Annotated in this window: 9 protein-coding genes; 1 reads left to right on the top strand and 8 read right to left on the bottom strand. The window is 71.0% G+C overall.

Going from position 1 to position 12,436, the window contains the following annotated elements:
* Window positions 1-6: 6 nt before the first annotated feature.
* Complete coding sequence (locus OHA88_RS17165) at window positions 7-321, top strand: hypothetical protein (RefSeq protein WP_328626175.1); 315 nt, start codon at window positions 7-9, stop codon at window positions 319-321.
* Here OHA88_RS17165 and OHA88_RS17160 read toward each other — a convergent pair.
* The 8 genes from OHA88_RS17160 to OHA88_RS17125 are packed head-to-tail and all read right to left on the bottom strand — an operon-like array spanning window position 293 to window position 12,427.
* On the bottom strand, window positions 293-1,066 hold the full coding sequence (locus tag OHA88_RS17160) for a thioesterase II family protein (RefSeq protein ID WP_328626174.1): 774 nt from the start codon (window positions 1,064-1,066) through the stop codon (window positions 293-295). The two genes, OHA88_RS17165 and OHA88_RS17160, sit on opposite strands and share 29 nt — an antisense overlap.
* Window positions 1,067-1,118: 52 nt before the next feature.
* Window positions 1,119-2,378, bottom strand: coding sequence for a dihydrolipoamide acetyltransferase family protein (locus tag OHA88_RS17155; RefSeq protein ID WP_328629712.1), 1,260 nt, complete (start codon window positions 2,376-2,378; stop codon window positions 1,119-1,121).
* Window positions 2,362-3,414, bottom strand: a complete 1,053-nt coding sequence (locus tag OHA88_RS17150; protein WP_328626173.1) for an alpha-ketoacid dehydrogenase subunit beta — start codon at window positions 3,412-3,414, stop codon at window positions 2,362-2,364. The genes OHA88_RS17155 and OHA88_RS17150 overlap by 17 nt, the downstream gene beginning before the upstream one ends.
* On the bottom strand, window positions 3,411-4,532 hold the full coding sequence (gene pdhA, locus OHA88_RS17145) for a pyruvate dehydrogenase (acetyl-transferring) E1 component subunit alpha (protein WP_328626172.1): 1,122 nt from the start codon (window positions 4,530-4,532) through the stop codon (window positions 3,411-3,413). Before pdhA ends, OHA88_RS17150 begins: the two co-directional genes overlap by 4 nt.
* On the bottom strand, window positions 4,529-4,783 hold the full coding sequence (locus tag OHA88_RS17140; protein WP_326605868.1) for a hypothetical protein: 255 nt from the start codon (window positions 4,781-4,783) through the stop codon (window positions 4,529-4,531). Before OHA88_RS17140 ends, pdhA begins: the two co-directional genes overlap by 4 nt.
* Window positions 4,783-5,370, bottom strand: a complete 588-nt coding sequence (locus OHA88_RS17135; protein WP_328626171.1) for a VOC family protein — start codon at window positions 5,368-5,370, stop codon at window positions 4,783-4,785. Before OHA88_RS17135 ends, OHA88_RS17140 begins: the two co-directional genes overlap by 1 nt.
* Window positions 5,367-7,073 (bottom strand): (2,3-dihydroxybenzoyl)adenylate synthase, encoded by a 1,707-nt coding sequence (locus OHA88_RS17130; protein ID WP_328626170.1) that lies wholly within the window; start codon window positions 7,071-7,073, stop codon window positions 5,367-5,369. Before OHA88_RS17130 ends, OHA88_RS17135 begins: the two co-directional genes overlap by 4 nt.
* Window positions 7,070-12,427, bottom strand: coding sequence for a type I polyketide synthase (locus tag OHA88_RS17125; protein WP_328626169.1), 5,358 nt, complete (start codon window positions 12,425-12,427; stop codon window positions 7,070-7,072). The genes OHA88_RS17130 and OHA88_RS17125 overlap by 4 nt, the downstream gene beginning before the upstream one ends.
* Window positions 12,428-12,436 lie beyond the last annotated feature (9 nt).

Here is a 12,436-nt window from a genome sequence, read left to right as displayed (position 1 = left end):
CGCCACGTGAATCACGCGTTGATTTCCGGAATTCTCCCGGACGAAGTCTGCGGGGCCGAGGTATTCGAGGAAGCGGTCGACGGAGGCCTGTTTCCCGAGGAACAACGGGCAGTCACCGGTGTGTTTCCGGAGAGGCTCCGTGCCTTCATCACCGCCCGGATGTGCGCCCGGCGGGCCTTGACGGGCATCGGGGTGCCTCCGCCCGCCGGCTACCGGGCCGGCGGGTCGGCATGCTGCCGCGTCGGCGCGCTGTCCCTCCACGGCAACTGGCCGGCCGCCGACGGGCTCGACCTCACCGCCGTGGTGTGCCGGCCGGGGTGAGGTGCCGCAGCAGGGCGCCGACGACCGCCGCCTGGTGCTCGTTCAGATAGAAATGCCCGCCGGGGAAGACCGTCAGATCGAAGGGTCCGGTGGTGTGCCGCTCCCAGACGGCGGTCTCCGCGACCGTGGCCTTCGGGTCGCCCTCGCCCACGAAGGCGACCACCGGGCAGGTCACATCGGGTCCCGGCACATAGCGGTAGGTCTCGGCAGCCCGGTAGTCGTTGCGGACCACCGGCAGGACCATCTGCAGAATCTCCTCGTCGTTCAGGACCTCGGCGCCCGTGCCACCGAGGCTGCGCATCTCGCGTTCCAGGTCTGCATCGGTGGATCGGTGGAGTGTTTCGTTCCTGTTTGCGGACGGGCCGGGCCGGGCGGAGACGAAGAGCGCCGAAGGCATGACGCCGCGGTGTTCGAGGCGCCGGGCCACCTCGAAGGCGACGGAAGCCCCCATGCTGTGTCCGAACAGGGCCAACGGTTTCTCGAGCGCCCCGGGTATCAGGGCTTCGGTGATTTCGTCGGCCAGTTCCCCGATGTCGTCCACGGGTTTCTCGGCGTGACGGTCCTGACGCCCCGGATACTGGACCGCCAGCAGCTCAACCTTCGGGGACACCCTCGCAGACATGCCGTGGTAGTAGCCGGCCGAGCCCCCGGCGTACGGAAAGCACACCAGACGGGTGGCGGCTTCGGGAGCCGGGTGGAACCGCTTGATCCAGGACGGTCCGGTCGTGGGGAGGCTGTTCACCATGTCTGTCGTCCGCTCGCTTTCCTCATGTACGTCGCCTGTGTCACCTGCATCGCTAGAACTCCCGCAGCAGCCTCAGGGGTTGTTCCACGCAGTCGGCGACGTACCGGAGGAAGCCGCCGGCGTCCGCCCCGTCGCACACCCGGTGGTCGAAGGTGAAGGAAAGCTGGACGGTCTTGCGTACGGCCAGCTCGCCCTTGTGGACCCACGGCTTGTCGGTGATCCGTCCCACCCCGAGCATCGCGGCCTCCGGGTGGTTGAGGATCGGGGTCGAGCCGTCCACTCCGAACACGCCGTAGTTGTTCAAGGTGAAGGTCCCGCCCGAGACCTCGGCGGGGGTGAGTGCTCCTTCGCGGGCCGCCCTGGTCAGCCGAGCGAGTTCGCCGGCCAGCCGCGCCGTGTCCATCAGGTGCGCGTCCCGCACCACGGGGACGGTCAGTCCCCGGTCCGACTGCGCAGCGAAGCCCAGGTGCACCTGCGGCCACTGGATGATCTCCCCCCGCTCGGTGTCGACGCTCGCGTTGAGCTGCGGGTACCGGGCGAGGCCTGTGACACAGATCCGGGCCAGCAGGGCGAACAGCCCGATCGGGGAATCCCCTTGAGCTGCGAGCACGGCCCTCGCCTCCACCAGGGCGGTGGCATCGGCCTCCACCCAGCAGGTGGCGTCGGGGATCTCCCGGCGGCTGCGGGTGAACTGCGCCGCGGCGGCCGCCCGTCGGCCGCGCAGCGGCACCCGGACGCCGACGTTCGCGCCGGGGACGGCCTCCTCCTTCCGGTGGATCGCCGCATCGACGTCGCAACGCAGAATCAGGCCGTCGGAGCCGGTGCCCGTCACAGTCCGCAGATCCAGGCCGTGCCGACGGGCCAGCTGCCGTACGAGCGGTGAGATCACAGGGATTGGGCCGGGGTTCGCCGCCGCGGCGGACACGGCGGCCGGCCGGGAGCCGAGCCGTGCAGCGGACGCACCGGGACGCCGCGGCGTCTCCCGAGTGCCGTAGCCGACCAGGACGCTGCCCGAGCCGCCTGCCGGCTGCGCCTCGTCCGCTCCGGGGCCGGGCAGGTCCGCGCCCTCCTCGACCCTGACCGCGATCACCGGATGCCCGACGGCCAGAACGTCGCCTTGTCCGCCGTACACGTGGGAGACCACGCCCGCGTAGGGGCAGGGGAGTTCCACGACGGCCTTCGCCGTCTCCACCTCGACCACCGGCTGGTCCACGGCGACCGGATCCCCGTCCGCGACCAGCCATCTCACGATCTCCGCCTCGAGCAGTCCCTCGCCGAGGTCAGGCAGCACGAAGTCACGCACCGACGGCATACCACTCACCACCGCTCTCCGTCCTGGTGCCGACGCCGGTGTCCGGCCAGTTCAGCCGGCGGACGGCGTCGAGAATCCGGTTCACGCCAGGCAGGTGATGCCGTTCCAGAAGTGGCGCCGGATAGGGGATGTCCAGACCGGCCACCCGCAGCACGGGCGCCTCCAGATGATGGAAGCAGCGCTCGCTCACACGAGCGGCGATCTCTGCCCCGGCCCCACCGAATCCGGAGGCCTCGTGCACCACGACGGCCCGCCCGGTGCCGCGCACCGCGGCGCACACCGTCTCGTCGTCGAACGGCACCAGGCTTCGCAGATCCAGGACGGCGACGTCCAGGCCTTCCTCCCGCGCTGCGTCCGCCGCCTCCAGGCAGACCGCCAGGCTCGGCCCGTATGTGATGAGGACGGCCGCGGTCCCGGTGCGGCGCAGGACGGCCCGCCCGATGGGCGGCACCACAGCGACCGGCTCGGCCGGTGACCAGTTCTCCTTCGACCAGTAGCAGCGCTTCGGCTCCAGAAAGACCACCGGATCGTCGGAGGCGATGGCCTGCCGGAGAAGTCCGTACGCGTCGCCGACGGTCGCGGGCGCCACCACGTGCAGCCCCGGCGTGTGCAGGTAGAAGCCCTCCGAGGAGTCGCTGTGGTGTTCCACCCCGCCGATCCCGCCACCGTAGGGGATGCGGATCGTGATCGGCATGGGCAGCTTGCCCCGGGTCCGGTTGCGCATCTTCGCGACATGGCTGACCAGTTGCTCGAACGCGGGGTAGGCAAAGGCGTCGAACTGCATTTCGACCACCGGGCGCAAGCCGTACATGGCCATGCCGACCGCGGCCCCGAGGATGCCCGACTCGGCCAGCGGGGTGTCCGCGCACCGGTCGTCGCCGAACTCCGCCGCCAGCCCGTCGGTGATCCGGAAGACACCGCCAAGGGCGCCTACGTCCTCCCCCATGACATGCACGGACGGGTCGTCGCGCAGGGCGTGGCGCAGCGCGGTGTTCAGCGCCTCGGCCATGGTGGTCCGCGAGCTCTGTATGTTCATCGGTGCCCTGCCTCGGCCCTGAGTTCGGCGGCGAGCACGCTCCGCTGGTCACGCAACTGAGGCGTGGGCTCTGCAAAGACGTGCTCGAACATCTCCATGGGATCGGCGATCGGGTCTTCGGCCAGTTCGGCCCGCATGTGCGCCGCCATGGATTCGGCGGCGGCACGGGCCTGCCGCTCCCCGTCCTCGTCGAGCAGACCGGCCGCCCGCATGTAGCCCTCCATGTTGACGACGGGATCGTGCGCCCGCCACCGTTCCACCTCGTCGTTCCCCCGGTAGCGGCTGGCGTCGTCGGCATTGGTGTGCGCGTCGAGCCGGTAGGTCAGCGCCTCGACGAGCGTGGGCCCGCCGCCCGTCCGTGCTCTCTCGACCGCGGCGGACAGGACGCTGTGCACGGCAATCACGTCGTTGCCGTCGACCTGGACCGCGGGTACCCCGTAGCCGACGCCCTTGTGCGCGAGGGACGGAGCGGCGGACTGCTTTGCCAGCGGCACCGAGATGGCATAGCCGTTGTTCTGTATGAGGAACACCACGGGTGCCCGCAGGACGCCGGCGAAGTTGAGCGCTTCGTGGAAGTCGCCCTCGCTGGTGCCGCCGTCGCCGGTGAGGGCGAGGGCCACCACGTCGTCACCGGAGAGCCGGGCCGCGTGGGCCAGACCGACAGCGTGCGGGAGATGCGTCGCCAGCGGGGTGCACAGCGGAGCAATCCGGTGCTCCACCGGGTCGTATCCGGTGTGCCAGTCCCCGCGCAGCAGGGTCAGTGTCTGCACCGGATCGACACCGCGAGCCATCACGGACAAGGTGTCACGGTAGGTGGGGAAGAGCCAGTCCTGCGGCCGCAGCGCCAGGGCCGCCGCCACCTGGCATGCCTCCTGTCCCCGGCTCGACGGGTAGACGGCGAGCCGGCCCTGCCGGGTGAGGGCGGTCGCCTGCTCGTTGAACCGACGGCCGATGACCAGCTGCCTGTGGAGCTCCCGCAGCAGGGCGGGGTCCACACCGTCCGCGGCGCGTGTGCCCAGCATGCGTACCGTCGCACGGTCCGGCAGCAGCGGGGCCGGATCCTGCACGGGGGGCCAGGGATCTGCCGCCACGCGCTCGGCGGCCTGCTGCACGGTCATGACGGCACGACCTCGGCCAGGTGCAGCCGGTCGAAGTCGAAGTGCACGATCCGCCCCTCGAGTCCTCCGGTCAGCGCGGCGAACCAGACAGCGGGGCGGACGTCCGTGTGCCGGCGTTCGAGCACGATCTCGGACTCCGACGTGCTGACCCTGAGATAGCCGTCCAGGTCCTCCTGTTCCATTCCGGCGATCAGGGCGGTACGCAGAATGGGTTCGAACTCGGGGATGTCGAGTATGTAGATGGCAGGCATCAGCTGTTCTCCTTTCCCGCGTGGGTACGGACGATCTCCGCCTTGCGGCGCCACATGTCCTGCACCGTGGCATCGGCCTTGCCCGCCACGTCTGCCAGGGCTACGAGGGTGAGCTCGGCGTCCCTGGCATCGACGTCGCCGAACGGGCGGAGCGGCCGGGCGATCTCCAGCTGAATGCCGTTGGGGTCGTCGAAGTAGATCGACTCGAGGAGTTCGTGCTGCATCGGGTGGGTCACCCGCACACCGTGTGACTTGATCTTCTCCCGCCAGGCGAGCATCTCCTCCTCGGTGTCCACGTGGAATGCCAGGTGCCGGGACCGGTGCATGAGGTCACCGGCCGGTTCCTCCTCCGGGAGGCCGAAGAAGTAGAAGAACGCGAGGTAGTTGCCCTTTCCCAACTCGAAGAAGAAGTGGACGAAATCGGGGAACTCCTCCTTGAGCCAGCCCGTCGCCGTGATGGCGTGGACCAGCGGCAGGCCGAGAACCCGGGTGTAGAAGTCGCACGTCGCCGCCGGATCCCAGGTGACGAGAGCGATGTGGTCGACGCCGCCCAGACGCAGCCCCCCACCGGGGTGCAGTTCGGTCATGACTTCTCCTCTGTGGCAAGTCGTTCGCGGATGGCCTTCTTGTCGACCTTGCCGACCGGGGTCAGCGGCAGGTCGGTGAGGATCTCCAGCTGTTCGGGAAGCTTGTAGTGCGCCACTCCGTGCCGGACGAAGCGCTGCCGTACGTCGCTGAGTGAGGGGGCCTGTGCGCCGGGGGCAGGCACCACGACCACGCAGACCCGCTCACCGAACTGTTTGTCGGGCACCGGCACCGCGACCACGCGGTCGACCCCGACGAGCAGGCGGGTGAGGTTCTCGACCTCCTCGGCGGAGACCTTCTCCCCACCCCGGTTGATCAGTTCCTTGCGCCGGCCCTCGACGGTCAGATTGCCGCCGGGGTGCAGTCGTACGAGATCCCCGGTGCGGAACCAGCCGTCTCGTGTGAACGCGCGGGTGTTGTGTTCGGCCGCCCGGTAGTAGCCACGCGGCGTGTACGGGCCGCGGGTCAGCAGCTCTCCCACCTCGCCGAGCGGCACCGGACGGTCCTGTTCGTCCACGACCAGCAGCTCGTCGTCGGGGCTGACGGGTCGGCCTTGGGTACCGAGCACCAGGTCGTCCGGGTCGTCCGGCCGGGTGCAGGAGAGCAAGCCCTCCGCCATCCCGTAGAGCTGCTGCAGCTGCCCACCGAGTCCGTCGCGCACCCGCCGGGCCAGTTCCGGGTCGACCACCGAGCCGCCGATGGTCACCAGCCGGAGGCTGCCGAGGTCGTACCCGCCGCCCGCCGCCTCCGCCACCCATTGCCGGGCGACCGCCGGCACGACCGCCACATCGGTGACGCGTTCCGCCTCCACGGCGGCCAACGCGGTACGCGGCTGCGGGGACGGCACCAGGACGACCGTGCCGCCGCCGGACAGGGTGCCGAGGATTCCCGGGCAGCCGAGAACGGCGTTGTGTCCGACCGGGAGTGCGGCCAGGAACACTGTCGTGGAGCCGAAGCCCGAGACCTCCGCGCTGCGCCGGACGTTGTACTCGTAGTCGTTGTGCGTACGGGCTATCAGCTTCGGCAGACCCGTCGTCCCGCCGGACAGCAGGAAGAGCGCGATGTCATCGGGGTGGGGCGGATCGGCATCGAGCTCGCGGATGCGCTCCGGCGCGCCGGGACCGCAGGCCAGGAGCCGCCCCAGGTCCAGATGCGCCGCGTCGGCCGTCGTACCCTTCACCAGCACACCGCACTCCCACGGGACGGCCGCGGCGAGTCGCGCGGCCAGGTCCTGGTGGTCGAAGTCCCGCCAGCGGTCCGGCACCACGATGAGCTTGGCCTCGGTATGGCGGAGCAGGTAGTCGAGTTCGTGCTCACGGTGTGCGGTCAGCACCAGAACCGGTACGACTCCGGATCTGAAGCAGGCCAGCATCAGGGCCACGAACTCCCACGAGTTGGGCAACTGGACGAGGATCCGGTCGCCCCGGTGCAGGCCCCGCTCGCGCAGGGCCGCGGCCAGCGCGTCCGCACGGGCGGCCAGCTCGCGGTAGGTGAGCCGGATCTCGCCGTCCACCAGCGCGGTCCGATTGCCGTACGTCTGCGCCCACCGCCGCACCCAGTGGCCGAGCGGCCGGTCCGCCCAATGTCCTGCCGCCCGGTAGCGCGCCGCATACTCGGCAGGCCACGGCACCGTCCCGGGCTGCGGAGTACTGCGGGGGGCACGGCCGCCGGGCGTGCCGGCGACCCCCTCCTCCACGGTCGTCATACGCCGGTCACCACCGGCGCCGGTATGCCTGCTTCGGCGGTGGCTTCGGCGGCCGCGTCCCCCTCAGCGGCGGACTCGACCGGAGCGAGGCATTCCACCAGGTACTCGGCGATCGCGAGGACGGTGGGCCGGTTCCACAGCAGAGTCGCCGGCAGGCTCAGTCGGAACAGCCGCTCCAGGCGGCGGCGCACGGCCACCGTCATCACCGAGTCGAGCCCCATCTCCAGCAGCGGGCGTTGCAGATCGAGCTCTTCGGGAGCCAGCTTGATCTCGGCCGCCACCTGACGGCGCACCTCGTCGACGAGCAGCGCGAGCAGCTCCTGCGCCTCGTACTGCGTCCAGTCCTGGCCTTCGGCCCCGTCCGTCCCGGCGCTGTCGCCCACCTCGGCGAGTTCCTGTGTCAACGGGATCCGGCGCGGGCCGCCGTCCATCGCGATCTGCCGGAACACCGCGTAGTGCGAGGCGCCGAACCGCTCGGCGTACTCCCAGGCCCGCAGGGCTTCGGTGGCCGAGATCTCGGCGTGCCCGAACGCGGCGAGCTCGGCCGAGATGAACTCGGACGAGGCCGACATGCCCAGGCCCCGCCAGGATGTCCAGCCGAAGCTGACCGTGTCGTCGTGGCCGGCGGCTCGCCGATGCCTGGCCAGCGAGTCCAGGAAGGCGTTCGCCGATCCGTAGGAGGCCTGACCGGGGAACTGGAAGAGGTAGCCGCAGGAGGAGAACAGGACCATGAAGTCGACGCTGCCGGCGGGGAAGAGCTCGTTGAGCACCAGTGCGCCGTCCACCTTGGGCTGCAGGACCTTGCGGAGCGAGTCCTCCTCCAGGTCGACGACCATCTGGCCGTCGACGACACCGGCCGCGTGCACCACGCCCCGGATCGGCGGCAGTCCGAGCTCGGCCGAGCTGAGCACCTTCCGCGCCTGCTCCGCGTCGGAGATGTCCAGGGACACCACGGCGACGGTGACGCCGAGGCCCTCCAGGGCACGCACGGCCTCGATCTGGCCACGGACCTCCGGATCCTGCTGGGCGTCCCATTCCGAACGCTCCGGGAAGCGGCGGCGTCCGGCCAGGACCAGTCGGCGGGCGCCCCGGCCGGCCAGCCAGCGCGACACCTCAAGACCCAGCGCGCCGAGACCGCCCGTCACCAGATAGGTCCCCTCGGGCCGGCACTCGACCGGGCTCCGCTCCGGCTTGTCGCCCACGGCCACGAGTACCGAGGCTGTCGGCAGGCCGTCGCGGATCGCGATCACGTCGGCTTCGGGACGGGTGCGCAGCACCTCCAGAAGCGGGCCGAAGGCCTCCGGCTCGGCCGGATCCAGGTCGACGATCCCACCCCACAGGTCGGGGTGCTCGGCCGCGACGATCCGGCCGATGCCCCAGGCGGGCGACTGGGCCAGGGCGTTGTGGTCCGCGCTCTCACGCACTCCGGTGGTGACGGACCAGATCCGGGGCCTTCCCGCCGCGACGGCGACGATCTGCTGCACCGAACGCCCGAGTTCCCAGGCCGAGTCGTGGGCAGCCCGGCCCAGGACGTCGTCGGCCGCCGGCGCCGCCGGGGTCACCAGGACCGCGGTGGTGTCGGTGAGCCGGGCCCCGACAGCCTCAAGCCCGTCCGGACCGGGTACGGAGAGGAACTCCAGCCCCGCCCGGGCGCAGTCCTGTGCAAGTGCCTCGTCCGACGCCGGGTGCCCGCCGACAGCCACCACGGTGTCCAGCGGACGGGCAGCGGGCAGTTCGAGCGGACGCCAGACGATCTCGTGGACGAGTTGGCGGGGCGCGGCAGTGGCGCCCGGGTCGCCGGTCAGGACGGTGAGGCGGATCCCGGTGACGTTGGCGATCACGTTGCCGTCCATGTCGGCGACGACCACGTCGAGTGTGTCTGCCCCGGCCTCGCCCTCGCCCGCCCGGACTTGGACGTTCGCCCGCTGCGGCGGCTCACCGATCAGCGCGAGCCGCGCGATGTGCGAGGGCATCCGCAGCACCGGTTCGCCGAGGAACAGCACCGAGGTGACCGTCATCGCACCGTCGAGCAGCGAGGCCCAGGTGGCCGTCCCCGGCTCGCCGGTGTCGATCACGGCGAACAGCTCGTCGGGGCCGCCGCGCCGCAGTTCCTGGATCTCCCAGGGGAAGCCCATACCGGCCACACCGATCTGGGCCACTCGCTCCAGGACGTAGTCCGTGCTCACCAGTTCGCTGCAACGGGCCCGCGCCTCGTCGAGGTCGAAGCGATCCTCCACTACACCGCCGGCCGGATCGACCGAGGCGGTGGTGTGGGTGAGCCACGACTCCTCGGTCTCCCGGGTGCCCTCCTCGTTGATACGGGAGGACAGCCGCAGAGTCGAGTCCTGATAGGAGATCTGGATGTCGCGCGGTACGGAGACGGCGACGGGCACCTTCAGGGCCACGTCGACCAGCGCGGGTCGTCGGCCGCCGGGCGCGGACAACCCGGTCTGCGCCAGGGCCTCCAGGAACGTGTTCATCAGCACCGCAGCCGGGATGATCTCCACGTTGTGGACCGGGTGGTGGCCCGGGTACGGGCGGCTCTCCTCGTCCAGGTGCGTCTGCCACAGCCATAGTGGGGTGCTGCCGGCGATCCTGGTCGCGCCGCCGAGCAGGGTGTTGACCTTCGGGTCGTGCTGCAGCACCCGTCGGCCGCTTCCGGGGCGGGTGTCCTTCCAGTACGTCTGGTGCTGCCATGCCACGGAGGGCAGCTCCGCGAGAGTCGTGCCCGTGAACAGGGCTCCGAGGTCGGCGGCCACACCGGCGCAGTGCAGAGCGGCCAGATTGCCCAGCAGGGTGGCCCGGTCCGGCGTGTTGCGGCGGAGCGTCCCGACCGCCACGGCATCGTCGATGCCGAGCTCGCCGAGGGTCTCGTTGACCGAGTGGGACACGATCGGGTGGCTCGACACCTCCAGGAAGTGCCGGTGCCCGTCCTCGACCGCCGCGGTCACGGCCTGGGAGAACCGCACCGGGTTGCGCAGATTCCCCGGCCAGTACGAGGCGCCCAGTCCGACGTCCGCCCGAGGGTCGTCCAGCGACGTGGAGTAGAACGTGACCTCGGGCCTGCCACCGGTCAGGTCATGCATCACGGAGGGCAGTTCGGCCGCGAACGGGTCCATCTCCGAGGAGTGGAAGGCGATGTCGGCCTGGACCCTGCGGACGACCAGTTCCCCCTGCGCCTCCCACGTCCGCACGGTCTCCTCGACGGCGGCGGCGCTTCCGGCGATCACCGTGGAGATCGGCGAGGCGGAGATGGCGGCCGTGACGCCGGATCGGCCGGCGAGGCGCTCCGTCGCCTCCTCGAAGGAGAGGTTCACCAGGGCCATCGCACCCTTGCCGGCTGCCGGACGCATCATCAGGGCCCGGCGGCAGACCAGCCGAGCACCGTCGAGCAGGGACATGCCGCCGGCCGTCACGGCCGCCGCGAGCTCACCGATCGAGTGGCCGATGACCGCTGCGGGTTCCACCCCGAGGGAGCGCCACATCGCGGCGAGGCCGACCTGGACGGCGTACGTCACCGGCTGGAGGACCTCGGGGCCCTCCAGGGTGTCGCCCTCCAGGATCGCGCGGGCGGTGAAGCCCAGCTCCTCCTCGTAGACGGGACCGAGTTCGTCGATGACCTTCGCGAAGGCGGGCTCCGCGTCCAGCAGATCACGGCCCATGCCGATCCACTGCGCCCCTTGCCCGGCAAAGACCCACACGGCGTCCTTCGGATGCCCCTCCACGATGCCGGTGGTCACACCCGCGATCTCCTCGCCGGCGGCGAGGGAGCGCAGGGAGGCGACGAGTCCGGCGCGGTCCGCGGCCACTACCGCGCCACGGTGGCTCAAGTGCGAGCGCCGCGCGGCCAGGGTGTGGCCGACGGTGTCCAGTGACACCTCGTCGCCGGCTTCGTCGAGCCAGTCGGCGAGGCGGGACGCGTTGGCCCGCAGCCCGGCCCTGGATGCCCCCGACACGGGGAACAGCCACGGCGCCCGATGGCCGCTGCCCGCCTTCGCGCCCGCCCCCGCCGATCCTGCGGCGGTCCGGGCGGGCTCCTCCAGGATGACGTGGCCGATGGTGCCGCCGAAGCCGTAGCCGGAGACTCCGGCGCGCCGCGGCCGGGCCGACGCCGGCCAGCCGGTGGGCTCGGTGACGACCTTCAGACCGTTGGTGTCCCACGGGATGGCCGGGTTCGGGTCGGTGCAGTTCAGGCTTGGCGGGATCTCACCGTGCTGAAGCGCCAGGACGGCCTTGATGACGCCGGCGACGCCCGCGCCCGCTTCCAGATGCCCGATGTTGGTCTTGACGGAGCCGATCAGCAGGGGCTGTCCCGCTGGCCGGTCGGTGCTGAGGACCTCGGACAGGGCCCCGGCCTCGATGGGGTCGCCCACGTTGGTCCCGGTGCCGTGCGCCTCGACGTACCCGATCGAGCTCGGGGCGATCCCGGCGGTCCGGTAGGTGTGCCGCAGCAGGTCGGCCTGTGCCTCCCGGCTGGGCTGCATGATCCCGTTGGTGCGGCCGTCCTGCATGATGCCGGTTCCTCGGACGACGGCCAGCACCCGGTCGCCGTCGGCCACCGCGTCCGAGAGCCGCTTGAGCACGAGGGCGCCGGCGCCCTCACCCCGGCCGTAGCCGTCCGCGGTGGAGTCGAAGGACTTCGAACGCCCGTCGGGGGAACAGGCACCCGCGGCATCCATGATCATCGTGACGGCCGGGTGCACCATCGCGTTGACCCCGCCGGCAATGGCCAGCGAGGTCTCACCCGTGGCAAGCGCCTGGCAGGCGAGGTGCAGAGCCACCAGCGAGGCGGAGCACGCGGTGTCCACCGCCATGCTGGGTCCGCGCAGGTCCAGGTGGTACGAGATCCGGTTGGCCGCGGCGCAGTGGACCGCGCCGATGCCGGTCCACGCCTCGATCCGGGGCAGGTCCTCCATCAGCCGTCGGCCGTAGTCCTCGGTGCCGATGCCCACGTAGACACCGGTGTCACCGCCGGCGAGCAGGTGCGGTGGAACACCGGCGTGCTCAAGGGCCTCCCACGCCACCTCGAGCATGAGGCGGTGCTGCGGGTCCATCTGCTCGGCCTCGCGAGGCAGGATTCCGAAGAAGCCCGCGTCGAATCCCGCCACGTCGTCCAGGAACGCGCCCACCCGGGTCGTGTTCCGCAGTGCCGCGGCGTTCTCTGCGCTCGCCTCGACGTACTCGGCCCAGCGCTCCTCGGGGATCTCCGCGACGCCGTCCCGGCCCTCGATGAGCATGTTCCAGAATTCCTCGGGCGAGTGGGCGCCACCGGCGAATCGGCATCCCATGCCGATGATCGCGATCGGTTCGGTACCGCTGCCCTCGTCGGCAGGCAGTGCGTTGGTCTCGGACATACGCTCGTC

It is taken from the genome of Streptomyces sp. NBC_00353 (genome assembly GCF_036108815.1).
Taxonomy (GTDB): domain Bacteria; phylum Actinomycetota; class Actinomycetes; order Streptomycetales; family Streptomycetaceae; genus Streptomyces.
This window is presented reverse-complemented; position numbering and strand designations above follow the sequence as displayed.